Raw genomic sequence first — 19011 nt, forward strand, 5'->3', positions numbered from 1 at the left:
ACAGGTCCGCTTCAGTCGTGACCCGAAAGTGGGCGCGGCGAGTGGGTGTCAGTTGTGGCTCGTACACTCGCCTGCGTGGACACGACCCTTCAGGACCCCTTGGTCGGGCAGGTGCTCGACGGCCGGTATCGCGTCGACGCGCGGATCGCGGTCGGCGGGATGGCCACGGTCTACCGGGCCGTGGACACCCGGCTCGACCGGATCCTCGCGCTCAAGGTGATGCACCCGTCCCTGGCGGTCGACGCCTCGTTCGTCGAGCGGTTCATCCGCGAGGCGAAGTCCGTGGCCCGGCTGGCCCACCCGAACGTGGTGCAGGTCTTCGACCAGGGCAACGACGGCTCGTACGTCTACCTGGCGATGGAGTACGTCGCGGGCTGCACCCTGCGGGACGTGCTGCGCGAGCGCGGGGCCCTGCAGCCGCGTGCGGCCCTGGACATCCTGGAGCCGGTGCTGGCCGCGCTGGGCGCCGCGCACCGCGCCGGGTTCGTGCACCGCGACATGAAGCCCGAGAACGTTTTGATAGGGGACGACGGCCGGGTCAAGGTCGCCGACTTCGGCCTGGTGCGGGCCGTCGACACCGTGACGAACACCACCGGCACCGTCCTCGGCACGGTCTCGTACCTCGCGCCGGAGCAGATAGAGAACGGCACCGCGGACCCCCGCGTCGACGTGTACGCGTGCGGCGTGATGCTGTACGAGATGCTGACCGGCGACAAGCCGCACGACGGGGACTCGCCCGCCGTGATCCTCTACAAGCACCTGCACGAGGACGTCCCGCCGCCCTCGGCCGCCGTGCCCGGTCTGGCGTACGAGCTGGACGAGATGGTGGCCTCGGCGACCGCCCGCGCCCCGGAGATCCGCCCGCACGACGCGGTGGCGCTGCTGGCGCAGGTCCGTGACGGGCGCGGCCGGCTGACCGCGGAGCAGCTGGACGTCGTGCCGCCGCAGGCGCTCACGGCGGACCACGACAACGCCGACGACCGTACGAGCGTGATCCCGCGCGCGCTCACCACGCTGCGCCCGCTGCCCGTCAACGAGGACGAGGAGGGCGAGGCGGCGGACCACCGCACCAGCCGTTTCCAGTCCCCGCCGCCCCCGCCGCCCCGGCGTCGCTCGGGGCCCCGGCGCGGCCCGTTGGCGATCGTCGTCGCCGTCCTGCTCGTGCTGGGCCTCGGCGCCGGTGTCTGGTACATCAACTCGGGCCAGTTCACCGAGGTGCCCCCGCTGCTGGCGAAGACCCAGGCCCAGGCCGAGGACCGGCTGGAGGACGCCGGGCTGGACCTCGGCAAGGTGGAGCACGCCTACAGCGACACCGTCGACCGCGGCACCGTCATCAGCAGCGACCCGAAGACCGGGACCCGCATCCGGGGCAACGACTCCGTGTCCCTCACCATCTCCGACGGCCCCCGGAACGTGCGGGTGCCCGCCCTCGCCGGCCAGAAGCTGGACGAGGCGCGGTCCCTGCTGAAGGACGACGGTCTCGAGCCGGGCATGGTCACCCGGGAGTTCAGCGAGGACGTGCCGAAGGGCTCGGTGATCTCCGCGCGGCCGGCCGACGGCACGAAGGTGCGCGCGGGTACGGCCGTCGCGCTCGTCGTCAGCAAGGGCAGTCCGATCGACATCCCGGATGTCACCGGTGCGGACCTGGCCGACGCGCGTTCCGAGCTGGAGGGCGCCGGTCTGAAGGTGAAGGTCGCCGCCGAGCAGGTCAACTCCTCCGAGTTCGACAAGGGGCAGATCGTCAAGCAGAGCCCGAACCCCGGCGGCCGGGCGGCCGAGGGCGACACCGTGACGCTGACGGTGTCCAAGGGCCCCGAGATGATCGAGGTACCGGACGTGGTCGGCGACAGCGTCGAGGACGCCACGCGGACGCTGGAGGGCGCCGGGTTCCAGGTCGACGAGGACCGCGGTCTGCTCGGCCTGTTCGGCGACGAGGTCAAGAGCCAGTCCGTCGAGGGCGGCCAGACCGCGCCCAAGGGCTCGACGATCACCATCAAGATCAGGTGAGGACGGCCGGCAGGGAGCCCGTGGACGGAGCGGGGCCGGACGCATGACACCCTGAACGGGTGAACAATCAGCTGTCCGGCCCCTCCCGCAACCCGGTGGGCGGCCACGTTCCCGTGGCCGGCGGGCTCCACTCCGTCGGCCTGTCCTACGCCCGTGACCTGAAGGCCGAGACGGTCCAGGTCTTCGTCGCCAACCCGCGCGGCTGGGCCACCCCGCCCGGGAACCCCAAGCAGGACGAGGCGTTCCGGGCGGCGTGCGAGGCCGAGTCGATCCCGGCGTACGTGCACGCCCCCTACCTGATCAACTTCGGCTCGCACACCGAGGCGACCGTGGAGCGGTCGGTGGAGTCGCTGCGGCACTCGCTGCGGCGGGGCCGGGAGATCGGGGCGCTGGGCGTGGTCGTGCACACCGGCAGCGCGACCGGCGGCCGGGAGCGGTCCGTGGCGCTGAAGCAGGTACGGGAGCACCTGCTGCCGCTGCTCGACGAGCTGACCCACGACGACGACCCGTACCTGCTGCTGGAGTCGACCGCCGGCCAGGGCGCCTCCCTGTGCTCACGGACGTGGGACTTCGGCCCGTACTTCGAGGCGCTGGACTCCCACCCGATGCTCGGCGTGTGCCTGGACACCTGCCATGTCTTCGCCGCCGGGCACGACCTGACCGGCCCCACCGGTATGCACCAGACGCTGGACCTGCTGGTGGACACGGTCGGCGAGGGCCGTCTGAAGCTGATCCACGCCAACGATTCCAAGGACGTGGCGGGCACCCACAAGGACCGGCACGAGAACATCGGGGTGGGCCACATCGGCGAGGACCCGTTCCGGGCGCTGATGACGCATCCCGCGACCGAGGGCGTGCCGCTGGTGATCGAGACACCGGGCGGCAAGGAGGGGCACGCGGCGGACGTGGAGCGGCTGAAGAAGCTGCGCGACGGCTGACGGCTCAGAGGCCGGGGCCGTCCCCGGCCTCCTCCTGGTACGAGTAGCGCTGCTCCTGCCACGGGTCGCCGATGTTGTGGTAGCCGCGCTCCTCCCAGAAGCCGCGCCGGTCGGCGGTCATGTACTCCACGCCGCGCACCCACTTGGGGCCCTTCCAGGCATAGAGGTGGGGCACGATCAGGCGCAGCGGGAAGCCGTGCTCGGCGGTGAGCAGCTCGCCGTCCTTGTGGGTGGCGAACAGGACCTGCTCGGAGGCGAAGTCGGACAGCCGGAGGTTGGAGCTGAATCCGTACTCGGCCCACACCATCACATGGGTGACGTCGTCGGCGGGCGGGGCGAGGTCGAGGATCGTGCGGGCCGGGATGCCGCCCCATTCGGCGCCCAGCATGCTGAACTTCGTGACGCAGTGCAGATCGGCCACGACGGTGGTGTACGGCAGGGCCGTGAACTCCTCGTGGGTCCAGCAGTGCTTGCCGCCGCCGGCGGTGGCGCCGAAGACCCGGAACTCCCAGCGCTCGGGCCGGAACTTGGGGACGGGTCCGTAGTGCGTGACCGGCCAGCCGCGTTGCAACCGCTGTCCCGGCGGCAGCCCGGGCTGCGTCGCTCCTGCTGAATCGTGCCCTTCTCCCGATTCGCGTCCCACCGGCTGACCCATGACTCCATCCTGACAGACCCCGGGTGATGCCCCTGACAGGGTCGACATCAAATCGGGACAACTAGAACTAAGCATGCCCTTACTTACTAAGTGAAGACTTACTGGACGATCTTCTCCGCCGGTGGAATCATGCGGCGCAACCTGCCAGTTCCCCCGCGTGGAAGGAGCCTCTGCGATGCAGGGCGACCCCGAGGTCCTCGAATTCCTGAACGAGCAGTTGACCGGCGAGCTGACGGCGGTCAACCAGTACTGGCTGCACTACCGGATCCAGGACAACAACGGCTGGACCAAGCTCGCCAAGTACACGCGTGAAGAGTCCATCGACGAGATGAAGCACGCGGACAAGATCACCGAGCGCATCCTCATGCTGGACGGCCTGCCCAACTACCAGCGGCTCTTCCACGTACGGGTCGGCCAGACGGTCACCGAGATGTTCCAGGCGGACCGGCAGGTCGAGGTCGAGGCGATCGACCGCCTCAAGCGCGGTATCGAGGTGATGCGCACCAAGGGCGACATCACGTCCGCGAACCTCTTCGAGTCGATCCTCGAGGACGAGGAGCACCACATCGACTACCTGGACACACAGCTGGAGCTGATCGAGAAGCTCGGCGAGGCGCTGTACATCGCGCAGCAGATCGAGCAGCCGAGCTAGACGGGTCTAGGCGGCGTCTTCCAGTTCCGCGAGCACCGGCTCGCCCCGGTCGGCCAGCTCACGGCGCGGGCACGAGCCCCTGCCGAGGAGTGCCTGGATCCGGCGTACGCACGACCCGCAGTCCGTGCCCGCCTTGCAGGCGGAGGCTATCTGGCGAGGGGTGCAGGCGCCGCTGTCCGCGTGCTGCTTGACCTGCTGCTCGGTGATCCCGAAGCAACTGCAGATGTACACGCGGTTCACCTCCCGGCGGGTTCGTTCCTTGGCGCCGTCCCCGTTGATCGGTGAGGCTAACCTAACCTTACCCGCCGGGTGGGAGGCAGAAAAGTCGAGAGGGGCGCGGATCGTATGTGATCCGCGCCCCAGTCGATGCCCTGGTGTCGGGCGGACTCTTACTGGTCCCGGTACATCTCGGCCACGAGGAACGCCAGGTCCAGCGACTGGCTGCGGTTGAGCCGCGGGTCGCAGGCCGTCTCGTAGCGCTGGTGCAGATCGTCGACGAAGATCTCGTCGCCGCCGCCCACGCACTCGGTGACGTCGTCACCGGTCAGCTCCACGTGGATACCGCCCGGGTGCGTGCCCAGCGCCTTGTGGACCTCGAAGAAGCCCTTGACCTCGTCGAGCACGTCGTCGAAGCGGCGGGTCTTGTGCCCGGAGGCCGCCTCGAAGGTGTTGCCGTGCATCGGGTCGGTCACCCAGGCGACGGTGGCGCCCGATGCGGTGACCTTCTCGACCAGCTCGGGGAGCTTGTCACGGACCTTGTCTGCGCCCATGCGGACGATGAAGGTCAGCCGGCCCGGCTCACGCTCCGGGTCGAGGCGGTCGATGTACTGCAGCGCGTCCTCGGCCGTCGTCGTCGGACCCAGCTTGATGCCGATCGGGTTGCGGATCTTCGAGGCGAACTCGATGTGCGCGTGGTCCAGCTGCCGGGTGCGCTCACCGATCCACACCATGTGCCCGGAGACGTCGTACAGCTGCCCGGTGCGCGAGTCGACCCTGGTCAGCGCGGACTCGTAGTCGAGCAGCAGCGCCTCGTGCGAGGCGTAGAACTCGACCGTCTTGAACTCCTCCGGGTCGGCCCCGCAGGCGTGCATGAAGTTCAGCGCCTGGTCGATCTCGCGGGCGAGCTGCTCGTAGCGCTGGCCGGACGGGGACGACTTCACGAAGTCCTGGTTCCAGGCGTGCACCTGACGCAGGTCGGCGTAGCCGCCGGTGGTGAAGGCGCGCACCAGGTTCAGCGTGGAGGCCGAGGCGTGGTACATCCGCTTCAGCCGCTCGGGGTCCGGGATACGGGCCTCTTCGGTGAAGTCGAAGCCGTTGACGGAGTCGCCCCGGTACGTCGGCAGCGTGACGCCGTCGCGGGTCTCGGTCGGCTTGGAGCGCGGCTTGGAGTACTGGCCGGCGATCCGGCCGACCTTCACGACCGGCACGGACGCGGCGTACGTCAGTACGGCGCCCATCTGGAGCAGCGTCTTGAGCTTGTTGCGGATGTGGTCGGCGGACACCCCGTCGAACGCCTCGGCGCAGTCGCCGCCCTGGAGGAGGAACGCCTCTCCCTTGGCGACGGCCGCCATCCGGGCGCGCAGCTGGTCGCACTCGCCCGCGAAGACGAGCGGCGGATACGACTCCAGCTCCGCAACGACTGCGCGCAGAGCCTCGGTGTCGGGGTACTCGGGCTGCTGCGCCGCGGGCAGGTTTCGCCAGGTGTTGCCAGCACTCGCGCTGGTCTTAGCGTTCACGGTCACGACCTCAACATTACGGGGTCGTGTAGGGCGTCCCGACCGATGCCCAGCAATTGAGACACCGCGTACGCCCTGCGGACATGGGGTAGGGTGCGTCGCATGTTCGCGCACTCGACCCAGAACTGGTGGTGGACCGCTCATCCGGCGGCCCACTGACTGCGCGTACGACAGACTTCGCGAAGGCCGCCCGAGGGGCGGCCTTCGGTGTTTCCCGGGTCGTTCCTCTCCCACTGCATCCCACCGGATCCCCCGGATCCTCGGAGAAGGAGCACGGACCCATGAACCTGCTCGGCTTGCTGGACGATCCCCGTCCGTTCGCCCTGCTGCGCCGCCGCACGCCGGGCCACGACCACGAGCTGGTCGAGGTCCTGATCGGCCCGGCCGCGACGTACGACCGGCTCTCCGACCTCCCCGACGAGAGCCTGGCACTCGTCCCCTTCCGGCAGATCCGCGAGCGCGGCTTCGACGTCCGCGACGACGGCACGCCCCTGGTGGCCCTCACCCCCGAGGAGTCCTACGGCGTCCCGCTGGCCGACGCCCTGGCGCAGCTCCCGGCGCACGAGGTGCGGGTCGAGGACGGCGGCTTCGACGTCCCGGACGAGGAGTACGCGCAGACCGTCGGCCGCGTGCTGCGGGAGGAGATCGGCCGGGGCGAGGGCGCGAACTTCGTGATCCGCCGGACGTACGAGGGCGAAATCCGCGGGTTCGGCCGGGCCGACGCGCTGGCGCTGTTCCGGCGGCTGCTGGAGGGCGAGCGGGGCGCGTACTGGACGTTCGTCGTGCACACCGGCGACCGGACCCTGGTCGGGGCCAGCCCCGAGGTGCACGTGCGGATGTCCGGCGGCACGGTCGTCATGAACCCGATCAGCGGCACCTACCGCTACCCCACGGACGGGCCCACCCCCGAGCACCTGCTCGGCTTCCTCGCCGACGGCAAGGAGATCGAGGAGCTGTCGATGGTCGTCGACGAGGAGCTCAAGATGATGTGCACCGTCGGTGACATGGGCGGGGTCGTGGTCGGGCCCCGGCTGAAGGAGATGGCACACCTCGCGCACACCGAGTACGAGCTGCGCGGGAAGTCCTCGCTGGACGTGCGGGACGTGCTGAGGGAGACGATGTTCGCGGCGACCGTCACCGGCTCGCCGGTGCAGAACGCCTGCCGGGTCATCGAGCGGCACGAGGCCGGGGGGCGGGGGTACTACGCGGGTGCGCTGGCCCTGATCGGCCGGGACTCCGGCGGAGCCCAGACCCTCGACTCCCCCATCCTCATCCGCACCGCCGACATCTCCTCCGGCGGGCACCTGCGCGTACCGGTCGGCGCCACGCTGGTGCGCGGGTCCGACCCGGAGAGCGAGGTCGCGGAGACGCATGCGAAGGCGGCGGGTGTCCTGGCGGCCCTGGGCGTACGGCCGGGAAGGCCGCGCGCGGAGTCCAACCGGCCCCGGCTGGCCGACGACCCGCGCGTGCGGGCCGCCCTCGACGGGCGCCGGGCGTCCCTGGCGCCGTTCTGGCTGCGGATGCAGGAGCGGTCGGAGGAGCTGAGCGGGCACGCGCTGGTGGTCGACGGCGAGGACACCTTCACGGCGATGCTCGCGCACGTGCTGCGGTCGAGCGGTCTGGAGGTGACCGTCCGGCGGTACGACGAGGACGCGCTCCGGGAGGTGGTGCTCGCGCACCAGGGGCCGGTCGTGCTCGGCCCGGGCCCCGGGGACCCCGCCGATCTCACCGACCCCAAGATGCGGATCCTGCGGGACCTCACCGCCGAGGTCATCCGCAGCCACCCGCACGGCGTGCTCGGCGTCTGCCTCGGGCACGAGCTGATCGCGGCCGAACTGGGGCTGGACATCGTCCGGAGGGACGTGCCGTACCAGGGGGAGCAGACCACGGTCGACCTCTTCGGGCGGCAGGAGACCGTCGGCTTCTACAACAGCTTCGTGGCGCGCTGCGACGAAGAGGCCCACCAGGAGCTGGCCGCGCACGGCGTGGAGATCAGCCGGGCCGCGAACGGGGAAGTGCACGCGATGCGCGGGCCCGGGTTCGCCGGCGTGCAGTTCCATCCGGAGTCGATCCTGACGCTGAACGGCGCAGCGGTCATACGGGAGTTGGTGGGGCAGTTGCGCAACACGACCGTGTAGCCGACCGGGTGGCCGTCCGGGGGTTGCCACCTCCGGACGGCCGCACCCGGGGCATCCGCACCCGGGGCATCCGCGCCCGGTCAGCCGCTCCCGGTCAGCCGAAGAACACCCCGACCTCCTCGTACAGCGCCGGGTCCACCGTCTTCAGGCGGGCCGTCGCGTCCGCGATGGGGACGCGGACGATGTCCGTGCCGCGCAGGGCGACCATCGTGCCGAAGGCGCCGTCGCGGACGCAGTCGATGGCGTGCAGGCCGAAGCGGGTGGCGAGCCAGCGGTCGAAGGCGCTGGGGGTGCCGCCGCGCTGGACGTGCCCCAGGACGGTCGTGCGGGCCTCCTTGCCCGTGCGCTTCTCGATCTCCTTGGCCAGCCACTCCCCGACCCCGGACAGCCGGACGTGCCCGAAGGAGTCCAGCGTCTGGTCCTTGAGGACCATGTCGCCGTCCTTCGGCATCGCCCCCTCGGCGACGACCACGATCGGCGCGTACGACGCCCGGAAGCGGGAGGTCACCCAGGCGCACACCTGCTCGACGTCGAAGCGCTGCTCGGGGATGAGGATGACGTTGGCGCCGCCGGCCAGGCCCGAGTGCAGGGCGATCCAGCCGGCGTGCCGGCCCATCACCTCGACGACCAGGACCCGCATGTGGGACTCGGCGGTGGTGTGCAGCCGGTCGATGGCCTCGGTCGCGATGCCGACCGCGGTGTCGAAGCCGAAGGTGTAGTCGGTGGCGGACAGGTCGTTGTCGATCGTCTTCGGGACGCCGACACAGGGCACGCCGTGCTCGTCGGACAGCCGGGCGGCCACGCCCAGCGTGTCCTCGCCGCCGATGGCGATGAGCGCCTCGACCTCCAGCCGGGCGAGGTTGTCCTTGATGCGGCGGATGCCGTTCTCCACCTTCAGGGGATTGGTCCGCGACGAGCCGAGGACGGTGCCGCCCCGGGGCAGGATGCCGCGCACGGCGGGGATGTCGAGACGGACGGTGTCGCCCTCCAGGGGACCGCGCCAGCCGTCCCGGAAGCCGGTGAAGTCGTAGCCGTACTCCTGCACGCCCTTGCGGACGATGGCCCGGATGACGGCGTTGAGCCCGGGGCAGTCGCCGCCTCCGGTCAGTACTCCGACGCGCATGGAAAAGTCCCTTCGCCGCAGGTGCCTGACGAAGGGTCAGTGTGACGTGCGCCTCACTCGTCGTCGAGGCCGCGCTCGATCGCGTACCTGACGAGCTCCACGCGGTTGTGGAGCTGGAGCTTGCCGAGGGTGTTCTGGACGTGGTTCTGCACCGTGCGGTGGGAGATGACCAGGCGCTCGGCGATCTGCTTGTAGCTCAGGCCCTTGGCGACCAGGCGCAGCACCTCGGTCTCGCGGTCGGTGAGCCGGGGCGCCTTCGGTTCGTCGGCGTCGGGAGCCGGGGCGGGCTCGGAGGCCAGGCGGCGGTACTCGCCGAGGACCAGCCCGGCGAGCCCGGGGGTGAAGACCGGGTCGCCGACGGCCGTGCTGCGGACCGCGTCCCGGAGCTCCTCGGTGGAGGCGGACTTCAGCAGGTAGCCGGTCGCGCCGGACTTCACCGCCTCCAGGACGTCGGCGTGCTCACCGCTCGCGGACAGCACGAGGACGCGCAGCGCGGGGTCGGCGGCGACGACCTCCTTGCAGACCTGGACGCCGGGCTTGCCGGGCAGGTTCAGGTCGAGCACGAGAACCTCGGGCACGGCGGCCTTGGCGCGGCGCACGGCCTGCTCGCCGTCGCCCGCGGTGGCGACCACCTCGAAACCCGACTCGGCCAGGTCACGGGCGACGGCGTCGCGCCACATGGGGTGGTCGTCGACCACCATGACCTTGATCGGGTCCTTGACGGGGTCCCGCTGGTTCTCCGTGGTCTCCGTCATCGCCGCTCCGCCTTCCCCCGTGTCTCTGTCACGTCCTTCGGTACCTTCAACTCGACAAAAAAAAACCAGCCCCGGCACCGAGATCAGCTCCGCGCTGCCGCCGAGCTCGCGCAGCCGGCCGCGGATCGACAGGGCGACACCGAGCCGCCCCTCGCCCTCGGCCTGCGCGAGCCGCCCCTCGGGGATGCCGGGTCCGTCGTCCCGCACGGTGACGATCACCTCGTCCGGCTCGTCCTCGACCAGGATCCACGCGCGCGCCTGTTCTCCGGCGTGTCTGCGGACGTTGTCCAGGGCGGCCCCGACGGCGGCGGCCACCTCGCGGGCGGCGACCGGCGTCAGCGGCACGGGCGCGCCGGGCTCGGCGAGGCTGACCATGGCCCCGGCGTACGGCGCGAGCAGGGCGCGCAGGTCGACGGGGCCGCTCTGCTCCGGGTCCTCGTCGACGGCCCGGACGAGCGCTCCCTCGGCGGCGTCCTCCGAGACCCTGGAGACGGGGATCAGTCCGCCGGAGACCAGGGTGCGCAGCGCGACCTCCTGCTCGCCGGCCATCCGGCCCAGCTCGGCCGCCTCCCCGCCGATCACCGCACCCCGGCGCTGCACCATCGCCAGCACCTGGAGCACGCTGTCGTGGATGTCCCGGGCGAGGCGCTCCCGCTCCCGCGTCGCGGCCTCGATCTCCAGGGCGCGGGCGAGGGTGCGCTCGGAGGCGCGGGCGACCTCGACGACGTAGCCGATGGCGATGGAGGCGATGCAGACCAGGATGACGTTGTGGACGGTGTCGCGGGCCGGGGTGCCGCGCTCGACCAGGTTGGCGGCGGCCACCAGGCTGGAGGCGAGGGCCGCCCAGCGCCAGCCGCCCTTGAGGGCGAACGCCAGCACGGAACCGGCGGTCCATATCGACGGCAGCGTCGGACCGCCCGCCTGCACCCGCTCGTGCGCGTCGGCCACGGGCGTGAGCAGGATGCCGGTGACGGCGATGGTGAGGTCGGCGGTGAGGAACCGCTTGGTGCAGCGGACGGCGCTCGCGACCCGCGGCAGGGTGGCCAGGGTCCATCCGCCCAGCACCGCGTAGTAGGCGACGGCGATCCAGGGACGGGCGAACTCGTCGTAGGCGGTGGCGAACAGGCCGACCGCGTAGAGCATCGTGAGCACCCGGTAGGCGGTCAGCGCACGCCACAGCGGCTGCTCGACCGACATCCTCATGACACGCTCGCGCTTGGCCATGCCCCACCCCCCGATCGCAGGCCCGTCTAGGGCTCGGTCCGCCGCTCGTCCGTCCGGTCCTGCTCGGCCTTCTCCTTCGCGGCCTGTTCCTTCTCCGCCCGGGCGAGCGCGGCCTTCGCCGTCTTCTCGGCTTCCTTCTCCGCCTTCGCCGCCTCCGCGAGCTGCCGCTTCATGGCCGTCGCGTACATGTCGACGTACTCCTGGCCGGAGAGCTTCATGATCTCGTACATGACCTCGTCGGTCACGGCGCGCAGCACGAACCGGTCGTGCTCCATGCCCTGGTAGCGGCTGAAGTCCAGGGGCTTGCCGATCCGGATGCCGGGCCGCATCAGCTTCGGCATCACCTTCCCGGGCGGCTGGATCTTCTCCGTGTCGATCATGGCGACCGGGATGACGGGCGCGCCCGTCGCGAGCGCCACGCGCGCGAGGCCGCCCGGCTTGCCGCGGTAGAGCCGCCCGTCGGGCGAGCGCGTCCCCTCCGGGTAGATGCCGAACAGCTCGCCGCGCTCCAGCACCTCGATGCCGCTCTTGATGGCGGCCTCACCCGCGCCACGCGCACCGGAGCGGTCCACGGGCAGCTGGCCGACGCCCTTGAAGAAGGCGGCCGTCAGCCGGCCCTTCACTCCGGGCGTGGTGAAGTACTCGGCCTTCGCGATGAACGTGACCTTGCGGTCCAGGACGGCAGGCAGGAAGAACGAGTCCGAGAAGGACAGATGATTGCTCGCCAGGATCGCGGGGCCCTCGGCGGGAACGTTCTCCAGGCCTTCCACCCAGGGCCTGAAGGCGACCTTCAGCGGCCCCCCAACAGCGACCTTCATCGCGCCGTACAACAACCGAGTGCCTCCTGTATGTGTCGATCAGACCATAACCCGGACCGCCGTCAAAGGCGCCGACGGCCCTGGTCGGTGTCAGTGCGGTCGCGTACGGTGAAGGTCCCGCGAACGACGTGCGACCCCTTCCATGACGTTCCGTGACATTCGGTGATCGTGTCAGTCCCTTCTCACGACCAGGAGGCCGAAGGTGCCGGTCCTTGCCGGAGCCGAGCCGTTTCGCCACGAGGGCGGGGAGGCGGCCGTCCTCCTCTGCCACGGCTTCACCGGTTCACCGCAGTCGCTGCGCCCCTGGGCGGAGCATCTCGCCGACCAAGGTCTGACCGTCTCGCTGCCGCTGCTGCCCGGGCACGGCACGCGCTGGGAGGACCTGCGGATCACGGGCTGGCAGGACTGGTACGCGGAGGTGGACCGCGAGCTGCGTGCCCTGTGCGAGCGCCGCGAGAAGGTGTTCGTGGCCGGTCTGTCCATGGGCGGCGCCCTGGCCCTGCGGCTGGCCGCGCGGCACGGCGACGCCGTCAGCGGCGTGGTGGTCGTCAACCCGGCGAACAAGGTGCACGGCCTGGCCGCGCACGCCCTCCCGGTGCTCCGCCACTTGGTCCCCGCGACGAAGGGGATCGCCAGTGACATCGCCAAGCCGGACAGCAGGGAGCTCGGCTACGACCGGGTTCCGCTGCACGCGGCGCACTCCCTGCGCCAGTTCTTCCGGATCGTGGACGGCGAGCTTCCGCAGGTCACCCAGCCGGTGCTGCTGCTGCGCAGCCCGCAGGACCATGTGGTGCCGCCCGCCGACTCGGCCCGTGTCCTCAGCCGCATCTCGTCGACCGATGTGAAAGAGGTCCTGCTGGAACAGAGCTACCACGTCGCCACGTTGGACCATGACGCGGACCGGATCTTCGAGGAGAGCAGCGCGTTCATCGGCCGGCTCGCGTCCGGTCTCCGCGAGGAGCCCGGTCTCGGCAAGGAAGGGACGACCGCAGGTGGCTGAGCACGACTCCGACCGCGAGGGCCGCGAGCCGGACGAGAAGGGTGTCCCGTTCGACGAGGAGGCCGCCTGGGCGGCGATCGTCGCCGGGTACGGCGAGGAGCCGCCGGACCCGCCGGGCGCCAAGCCGTTCAAGTCCATCGAGGACCTGGCGCTGCTGGAGTCCGAGACCAACGACGGCCGGGTGGACACGGCCGGTGACGCCGCGAAGCCCGCTGAGCCGGAGAAGCCGGAGGCCAAGGGGGCCGGTGCCAAGCCGGCCGGGCCTCTCGGCGGATCCGTCTCCTTCGCCCCCGGCGTCGGCCCGCGCGACTACTCCGCGCCCGAGCCCGCCGAGGGTGACTTCGACGAGGACGACGAGGGTCATTTCGTCCCCCCGGAGCCGCCGCCGCTGCCGGCCGCCGACGTCACCGCGAAGTTCGCCTGGCTCGGCGTGCTCGGCGGGCCGGTGCTGCTCCTGCTGGCCGTGCTGCTCGGCTGGGAGATGACCTGGTGGCTGGCGACGCTGGGGATCGGCGGGTTCCTCGGCGGGTTCGCGACGCTGGTGGTGCGGATGCGGACGGATGACGAGGACGACGACGATCCGGGGCGCGGAGCGGTCGTCTAGACGGCGGTGTCTAGACGGCGGTGTCTAGACGGCGGTGTCTAGACGGTGGTGTCTAGACGGTGGTGTCTAGACGGTGGTCGTGCGGACTGCCGGCACTCTGAGGGCGGCAAGGACCGGCAGATGGTCCGTGGCCGCCCTCAAGTCTGTCCCGGTCACCCCGGGGTGCCCGACCGGCACCCCGCAGCCCAGCACCTCGATGCCCCCGGTCACGAAGATCGCGTCGATGCGCTGGTAGGGGTCGGAGGGGGTCCAGGTGTGCTCGCCGCCCCAGGGCGCGGCGACCCGGCAGTCGGTCAGACTGCCGGCCAGCCTGCGGAAGGTGCGGCCGTCGGGGCGTTCGTTCAGGTCACCGCCGGCGATCGCGTGCTCCACGCCCATGCCGGCGAGCCGGTCCAGGAGCATGCCGCCCTGCTCGTAGCGCTCGTCCTTCTGGAGCGACAGATGGCAGCTCAGGACGCCGAGCCGGGTGCCGGCGAACCGGACGACGGCGGTGGCGAAGCCGCGGCGGTGCAGGCCGGGGGTGGGGGGCAGGAGGATGTCCTCGGTGCGTTCCACACCCGCCCGGAGCGAACTGAGGATCGCCGGTCCGGTGGTGGTGGCGCCGCCGGTGACGATCACCAGGTCGGCCGCGCGGGCCAGGCGGGCGAGTTTCTTGCGCCAGCGGAAGAAGCGGGGCGCTTCTTGGACGAGGACCAGGTCGGGCTCGCACGCCTTGATGACGCGGGCCAGGGCGGCGGTGTCGTCGCGCATCGAGCGGATGTTGTAGCTGAGGACCCTGATGACTGCGGAACCGTCGGGTTCTGTACGCGAGTTGGGGAGCAGCGACATGTGATCAATTTACGCCCAAAAGGGCGGGGCACGGGGATGGTGCGCGAGTGCCGGTGGTGCGTGGCTGATCGCGCGGTTCCCCGTGCCCCCAAAAACAAAAAAGAAAGGCGATTACATGATCGGGTCGGGTTCGCGGGCCAGGTCGGCCGCACCTACCAGGCCTGCCTTGTTGCCCAGTTCCGCCGCTCTGACCTCCGCCACCGGGCGCCAGTTGCCGCCTACCAGCCAGCGCTTGTAGGACTTGCGGATCGGGCCCAGGACCAGTTCGCCCTCGTCGGAGAGGCCGCCGCCGACGATGAAGGCGGAGGGGTCGAAGAGGGAGGCGAGGTCGGCGAGGCCCGCGCCGACCCAGCGGGCCAGTTCGCGGTAGGAGTCGACCGCCACCCGGTCGCCCTGGCGGGCGGCCACGGAGATGTGCTTGCCCTCGACGCCCTCGGGCGAGCCGTCGCCGAGGCCGAGCAGGATCTCGGCGTTCTCGGGGGTGGCGTTGGCGCGCTGCTTGGCGTACCGCACGAGGGCGCGCCCGGAGGCGTACTGCTCCCAGCAGCCCTGCGAGCCGCAGCCGCACAGCAGGCCGTCCGGCACCATGCGGATGTGGCCGAACTCGGCGGCCACGCCGAAGTGCCCGCGGCGCAGCTTGTTGCCGATGATGATGCCGCCGCCGAGGCCGGTGCCCAGCGTGATGCAGATGACATTGCGGTGGCCCTTGCCGGCGCCGAACTTGTACTCGCCCCACGCCGCGGCGTTCGCGTCGTTCTCCACAACCACCGGGAGGCCCACGCGGGCCTCCACCTTCTCCTTGAGCGGCTCGTTGCGCCAATGGATGTTGGGCGCGAAGTAGACCTCGGAGCGCTGCCGGTTGACATAACCGGCGGCGCCGATGCCCACGCCGACGATGTCGTGACCGACGCGTGCGCCGTCCACCGCCGAGGCGATGGCGTCCACGATGCCCTCGGGCGTGCCCGGGGTCGGCACCTTGTGGGTCGAGAGGATGTTGCCTTCCTCATCGACCACGCCGGCCGCGATCTTCGTGCCGCCGATGTCGACGCCGATGGTGAGTCCCATGAATCCCTCAGTTTCGGTCGAGCCCCGCTACGGCCAACGGTACCCGAGGCGCTGCCCCCGGGTTCGGCTCGTCCGACCGGTGGGCAGGCCCGGCGGGCTCACGCAGGGCGCCGCTCTCGCGAGGCCGGGGACCCGGCCGGGGACTCAGTCGAGGTCGATGCGTTCACCGGGGCCGGATTCGTCGCCCCGGTCCCGGCGCTCGTCCAGGTCCCGCGGGTCGTCCTGGTCGTCGCGGCCGGTCCAGCGGCGCTCCTGGGACTCGACGGCGGAGCGGTAGGCGGCCAGCAGTTCGTTCCCGGCCGCGGCCAGGTGGTCGAAGACGTCCGGGTTGCGTTCGATGACGGGTTCCACGGCGGCCTTCGCCTGCTGGAAGACCTGCCGTACGGCCTGCTGCGCGGCGGGGCCGGCGACCGCGCCGAACAGCGGTGACTGGATCCCGGACAGCTTGTCGGAGACGGCGTCGACGAGCTTCTTCAGTTCCTCGGCCGCGGAGCCCGGGGGCGGGCCGTACTGGGTACGGCGGCGGGCCTTCTCCGCCTGGAGGTCCTCGGCGCACGCGGTCGCCCAGGCGTCGGCGTCGGTCGCCCGCACCTCGTCCACGGCCTCTTCGCGGGCTTCGTCCGGCGGGGGGAGCTCTTCGCTCATGACGGACTCCTGACTACGGTTCGTCTCTACGACGTTACCCGAACGAGCCCCGCGGGTTCACGGACCGGTCACCGCGTCCGCGGCCACAGCTTCGGGTCGGGGGCGAAGCGAATGCGCAGCTCGCCCTCGCGCAGGGCTGCGCCGTCGACGGTGCAGCGGCGCAGCGCGGAGGGCAGCGGGACGACGCGGCGGAACCGCCCCACCGTGACGACGAGTTCGTCGCCGCGGCGGACGAGGTCGAGATCATCGCGTACGGCGCCGGGCAGCGGGATGTGCCAGACGAGCACGCCGTCCTCGCCGAGCCGGTCGGTCACGGGCCACTCGACCGGCTCGACGGGGGTGTCCCGGTCGACGCCGGGTGCCTCCAGGGCGGTGAGGTCGTCGGCGCCGCGCGGGTCGCGGCCGAGGTGGGCGACGGTCCGGACCGGGTACGACTCCCGCCACTCCTCCAGCGCCTTGCGCTGCTGGGCGACCGGACCGGCCAGCCAGGTGTCCGGGGACGCCTCGGGCAGGACGCGGTTGGCGACGACGGCGTCGGTGCGCAGACCGCGCAGGGCGAGGCCCTGGCCGGCGGTGCGCAGGGCGTCGGCACCGGCCGGACCGGGCTCGGCGACCAGTCGTACGACGGTGTCGCGGTCGGCGACGACCGCCTCGACGGCGGCGAGTTCCAGGTCCCAGCGGGCGGCCGTGTCGTACAGCCACTCGGCGGGCATGGGGACGCCGGCGAGCCGGCCCAGGACGGGGCGCAGGGCGCGGGCCGCCTGGCGTTCCGGCGGGAGCAGACGGCGCAGGTAGCGGCGGAGTTCCTCGGGGAGGGCGAGGAGGGCGAGGGCCTGCGGGAGCGGCGGCAGGTCGACGACGAGGAGGTCGTGCCGCTCCGCCAGCGCGGCGTCACGCAGGGCCCGCAGCAGGGCGAGTTCCTCCGCTCCGGGCAGAGGGGTGAGCTCCTCGGGGTCGAGGCGGGAGGCGCCGAGGAGGTCCAGGGCGGAGGAGGCGCGGTCCTGGAGGGCGGCGAGGTCCTTCCGGAAGTCCCGGGCGGGATCGGGCCGCCAGGCGGTGAGGCGCGGGGCGGCTTCGACCGGGGTGGGGCCGGTGCCGACACCCAGGGCGGCACCGAGGGTGTCGGTGCGGTCGGCGCTGAGAACGAGGGTGTCGGTGCCCTTCTCCGCTTCGGCCAGGGCGGTCGCGGCCGCCAGGGTGGTACGACCGCTGCCGCCGGGGCCCATGATCAGGATGGTGCGCATGGGAGTGAACGGTAACCGAGACGCCCTGAAGGGGCGCGGGGCTGTGCTGAACATGCGGCTCCGCCGCGTGGGCGCGACCAGCCACGACGCTCCCGCAGGAGCCCCCTGGGGCGGCTAGGCCGACTCCACGCGCTTCTTCAGACCCGCCAGCGCCCGGTCGATGATGACCTTCTCCGCCTTGCGCTTGATCATCCCGAGCATGGGGATCTTGACGTCGACCGTCAGCACATAGGTGACCTCCGTACCCCCCGCCCCGGCCGGCTTGAGGATGTACGAGCCGTCCAGGGACCTCAGCATCTGGGACTTCACCAGCGTCCAGGACACCTCGTTCTCCCCGGTCCAGGTGTACCCGAGGACCTGGTCGTCCTTGATCGCGCCGGCGTCCATGACGAGACGGACCTGCTCGGCGCGGCCCTGCGCGTCGGTCTTCAGGACCTCCGCCTCCTTCACCTCGCCGGTCCAGTCCGGGTAGCGGGCGAAATCGGCGATGACCGCCATGACGTCGGCCGGGGCCGCCTCGATGGTGATGCTCGAGCTGGTGTGTTCCGCCATCGCCGTGGCTCCTCCAGATAAGGGCCGGTATGAGGTCGTCGTGCGCACGTGTGTGCAGCGTGAAGGCTACCGCGCACGGGCCCCACCGATCTCACCCGACCTGGGGCGTCCCCTGGGGCGTCCCCTGGGGCGTCCTCACCATTCCAGTGCCCAGGGCGTCCCGGTCCCCGCGAAGTGCCCCACGTTCACGCACTCGGTGGCCCCGATCCGCATCCTCGGCACCAGCGGTTGGTGCACGTGCCCGAAGAGGGAGTAGCGGGGGCGGGTGCGGCGGATGGCGTCGAGCAGGGCACGGCTGCCGCGTTCGAAGCGGCGCGCGACGGTGTCGTAGACCAGCTCCGGGACCTCGGGCGGGATGTGCGTGCACAGCACGTCGACCTCGCCCAGGGCCTCGATCTTCGCCGCGTACTCCTCGTCGCTGATCTCGTACGGCGTCCGCATCGGCGTCCGCAGGCCGCCGCCGACGAAGCCGAAGACCCGGCCGCCGATCTCGACGCGCTCGCCGTCGAGGACGGTGGTGCCGGGGCCGGCGTACTCCTGCCACAGGGGTGGCATGTCGACGTTGCCGTAGGTCGCGTACGTCGGAGTGGGGAACGCGGCGAACAGCTCCGCGTACTGCTTGCGCACCGCTTTCTCGATCACCGCGGCTCGGTCCGCGCCGACGCCGGCCCACAGCCGCGCCCCGAGCTCCCGGGCTTCCTCGAAGCGGCGGGCGGTGCGCAGCGCGACGATGCGGTCGGCGTTCTCGACGCCGAACAGGTCGGGGAAGATGCCGCGCGAGTGGTCCGCGTAGTCGAGGAAGAGGACGAGGTCGCCCAGGCAGATCAGGGCGTCGGCGCCCTCGCCGGCCCTGGCCAGGTCCCGGGCGTTGCCGTGCACGTCACTCACCACGTGCACGCGCGTCCTGCGGTTTCCGGCTGGTGTGGGTGCCATGACGATCAAGGGTAGGCGGAGCGCCACACTTGTGAACAGTGGCGGCCCTACCTGCGGTTACTGGCCCGTCGTTTAGCACCTGGACTACTGTGCG

At 71.4% G+C, this 19011-nt stretch carries 19 protein-coding genes and 1 pseudogene; 7 read left to right on the plus strand and 13 right to left on the minus strand.

The features are described 5' to 3' along the window. Positions 1–75 precede the first annotated feature (75 nt). Together pknB and SSQG_RS10140 are read left to right on the plus strand one after the other, a co-directional pair. The gene (gene pknB / locus SSQG_RS10135; protein WP_039932290.1) at positions 76–2007 is read left to right on the plus strand and encodes a Stk1 family PASTA domain-containing Ser/Thr kinase; all 1932 of its coding nucleotides are present in this window, start codon (positions 76–78) and stop codon (positions 2005–2007) included. 59 nt (positions 2008–2066) lie between these two features. Continuing rightward, entirely contained in the window at positions 2067–2945 is an 879-nt protein-coding gene (locus SSQG_RS10140; RefSeq protein WP_003989649.1) for a deoxyribonuclease IV, read from the plus strand. 4 nt (positions 2946–2949) lie between these two features. On the opposite strand, the gene SSQG_RS10145 is transcribed toward SSQG_RS10140, so the two are convergent. Beyond that, positions 2950–3600, minus strand: coding sequence for a sulfite oxidase-like oxidoreductase (locus tag SSQG_RS10145; RefSeq protein ID WP_003989650.1), 651 nt, complete (start codon positions 3598–3600; stop codon positions 2950–2952). Between the two features lie 175 nt (positions 3601–3775). On the opposite strand from SSQG_RS10145, the gene bfr reads away from it, so the two are divergent. Beyond that, positions 3776–4252, plus strand: a complete 477-nt coding sequence (gene bfr / locus SSQG_RS10150) for a bacterioferritin (RefSeq protein ID WP_039932292.1) — start codon at positions 3776–3778, stop codon at positions 4250–4252. A 6-nt stretch (positions 4253–4258) separates the two neighbouring features. On the opposite strand, the gene SSQG_RS10155 is transcribed toward bfr, so the two are convergent. After that, a complete protein-coding gene (locus tag SSQG_RS10155; RefSeq protein WP_003989652.1) occupies positions 4259–4492 on the minus strand; it encodes a (2Fe-2S)-binding protein in 234 nt (77 codons plus the stop codon). 149 nt (positions 4493–4641) lie between these two features. Continuing rightward, the gene (locus SSQG_RS10160; RefSeq protein WP_003989653.1) at positions 4642–5994 is read right to left on the minus strand and encodes a class II 3-deoxy-7-phosphoheptulonate synthase; all 1353 of its coding nucleotides are present in this window, start codon (positions 5992–5994) and stop codon (positions 4642–4644) included. Between the two features lie 96 nt (positions 5995–6090). Here SSQG_RS10160 and SSQG_RS43960 point away from each other — a divergent pair, with 96 nt between their 5' ends. Both SSQG_RS43960 and SSQG_RS10165 read left to right on the plus strand, forming a co-directional pair. Continuing rightward, positions 6091–6147, plus strand: a complete 57-nt coding sequence (locus tag SSQG_RS43960) for a trp operon leader peptide (protein ID WP_071528813.1) — start codon at positions 6091–6093, stop codon at positions 6145–6147. Between the two features lie 122 nt (positions 6148–6269). After that, positions 6270–8126, plus strand: a complete 1857-nt coding sequence (locus tag SSQG_RS10165) for an anthranilate synthase family protein (RefSeq protein WP_039932294.1) — start codon at positions 6270–6272, stop codon at positions 8124–8126. Between the two features lie 94 nt (positions 8127–8220). Here the strand turns inward: SSQG_RS10165 and SSQG_RS10170 are convergent, their stop codons facing one another. From SSQG_RS10170 to SSQG_RS10185, 4 genes and pseudogenes are all read right to left on the minus strand, one after another. Continuing rightward, a complete protein-coding gene (locus SSQG_RS10170; protein ID WP_003989655.1) occupies positions 8221–9249 on the minus strand; it encodes a 6-phosphofructokinase in 1029 nt (342 codons plus the stop codon). Positions 9250–9302: 53 nt separating this feature from the next. After that, positions 9303–10004, minus strand: coding sequence for a response regulator (locus tag SSQG_RS42560; protein WP_039932296.1), 702 nt, complete (start codon positions 10002–10004; stop codon positions 9303–9305). Continuing rightward, a pseudogene (gene macS / locus SSQG_RS42565) lies at positions 10001–11228 on the minus strand (MacS family sensor histidine kinase). Before macS ends, SSQG_RS42560 begins: the two are co-directional and overlap by 4 nt. 26 nt (positions 11229–11254) lie before the next feature. Then, positions 11255–12046 carry a lysophospholipid acyltransferase family protein gene (locus tag SSQG_RS10185; protein ID WP_003989658.1) on the minus strand — a complete coding sequence of 264 codons (792 nt, stop codon included), beginning with the start codon at positions 12044–12046 and terminating at the stop codon, positions 11255–11257. A gap of 202 nt (positions 12047–12248) precedes the next feature. On the opposite strand from SSQG_RS10185, the gene SSQG_RS10190 reads away from it, so the two are divergent. Further along, on the plus strand, positions 12249–13046 hold the full coding sequence (locus SSQG_RS10190) for an alpha/beta hydrolase (protein ID WP_003989659.1): 798 nt from the start codon (positions 12249–12251) through the stop codon (positions 13044–13046). Then, positions 13039–13650, plus strand: coding sequence for a hypothetical protein (locus tag SSQG_RS10195; protein WP_003989660.1), 612 nt, complete (start codon positions 13039–13041; stop codon positions 13648–13650). The genes SSQG_RS10190 and SSQG_RS10195 overlap by 8 nt, the downstream gene beginning before the upstream one ends. Before the next feature lie 66 nt (positions 13651–13716). Here the strand turns inward: SSQG_RS10195 and SSQG_RS10200 are convergent, their stop codons facing one another. The 6 genes from SSQG_RS10200 to SSQG_RS10225 all read right to left on the minus strand — a co-directional run bounded on the left by SSQG_RS10200 (position 13717) and on the right by SSQG_RS10225 (position 18917). Further along, the gene (locus SSQG_RS10200; RefSeq protein ID WP_003989661.1) at positions 13717–14478 is read right to left on the minus strand and encodes an endonuclease/exonuclease/phosphatase family protein; all 762 of its coding nucleotides are present in this window, start codon (positions 14476–14478) and stop codon (positions 13717–13719) included. Between the two features lie 111 nt (positions 14479–14589). After that, on the minus strand, positions 14590–15543 hold the full coding sequence (locus tag SSQG_RS10205) for an ROK family glucokinase (RefSeq protein WP_003989662.1): 954 nt from the start codon (positions 15541–15543) through the stop codon (positions 14590–14592). 144 nt (positions 15544–15687) lie between these two features. Then, a complete protein-coding gene (locus SSQG_RS10210) occupies positions 15688–16188 on the minus strand; it encodes a DUF5304 domain-containing protein (RefSeq protein WP_003989663.1) in 501 nt (166 codons plus the stop codon). A gap of 68 nt (positions 16189–16256) precedes the next feature. Beyond that, positions 16257–17432 (minus strand): ArsA family ATPase, encoded by a 1176-nt coding sequence (locus SSQG_RS10215; RefSeq protein ID WP_039932297.1) that lies wholly within the window; start codon positions 17430–17432, stop codon positions 16257–16259. A gap of 114 nt (positions 17433–17546) precedes the next feature. Next, on the minus strand, positions 17547–17984 hold the full coding sequence (locus SSQG_RS10220) for an SRPBCC family protein (protein WP_003989665.1): 438 nt from the start codon (positions 17982–17984) through the stop codon (positions 17547–17549). Positions 17985–18119: 135 nt separating this feature from the next. Then, complete coding sequence (locus SSQG_RS10225; RefSeq protein WP_003989666.1) at positions 18120–18917, minus strand: metallophosphoesterase family protein; 798 nt, start codon at positions 18915–18917, stop codon at positions 18120–18122. Positions 18918–19011 lie beyond the last annotated feature (94 nt).

It is taken from the genome of Streptomyces viridochromogenes DSM 40736 (assembly GCF_000158955.1).
Classification (GTDB): Bacteria; Actinomycetota; Actinomycetes; order Streptomycetales; family Streptomycetaceae; genus Streptomyces; species Streptomyces venetus.

What these genes read in the sequence shown, in the direction of transcription:
- SSQG_RS10210 (WP_003989663.1), bottom strand. Translation starts at nt 16,188, where the DNA reads ATGAGCGAAGAGCTCCCCCCGCCGGACGAAGCCCGCGAAGAGGCCGTG.
- SSQG_RS10165 (WP_039932294.1), top strand. Translation starts at nt 6,270, where the DNA reads ATGAACCTGCTCGGCTTGCTGGACGATCCCCGTCCGTTCGCCCTGCTG.
- SSQG_RS10145 (WP_003989650.1), bottom strand. Translation starts at nt 3,600, where the DNA reads ATGGGTCAGCCGGTGGGACGCGAATCGGGAGAAGGGCACGATTCAGCA.
- SSQG_RS42560 (WP_039932296.1), bottom strand. Translation starts at nt 10,004, where the DNA reads ATGACGGAGACCACGGAGAACCAGCGGGACCCCGTCAAGGACCCGATC.
- SSQG_RS10215 (WP_039932297.1), bottom strand. Translation starts at nt 17,432, where the DNA reads ATGCGCACCATCCTGATCATGGGCCCCGGCGGCAGCGGTCGTACCACC.
- SSQG_RS10170 (WP_003989655.1), bottom strand. Translation starts at nt 9,249, where the DNA reads ATGCGCGTCGGAGTACTGACCGGAGGCGGCGACTGCCCCGGGCTCAAC.
- SSQG_RS10205 (WP_003989662.1), bottom strand. Translation starts at nt 15,543, where the DNA reads ATGGGACTCACCATCGGCGTCGACATCGGCGGCACGAAGATCGCGGCC.
- bfr (WP_039932292.1), top strand. Translation starts at nt 3,776, where the DNA reads ATGCAGGGCGACCCCGAGGTCCTCGAATTCCTGAACGAGCAGTTGACC.
- SSQG_RS10185 (WP_003989658.1), bottom strand. Translation starts at nt 12,046, where the DNA reads ATGAAGGTCGCTGTTGGGGGGCCGCTGAAGGTCGCCTTCAGGCCCTGG.
- SSQG_RS10220 (WP_003989665.1), bottom strand. Translation starts at nt 17,984, where the DNA reads ATGGCGGAACACACCAGCTCGAGCATCACCATCGAGGCGGCCCCGGCC.
- SSQG_RS10225 (WP_003989666.1), bottom strand. Translation starts at nt 18,917, where the DNA reads ATGGCACCCACACCAGCCGGAAACCGCAGGACGCGCGTGCACGTGGTG.
- SSQG_RS10200 (WP_003989661.1), bottom strand. Translation starts at nt 14,478, where the DNA reads ATGTCGCTGCTCCCCAACTCGCGTACAGAACCCGACGGTTCCGCAGTC.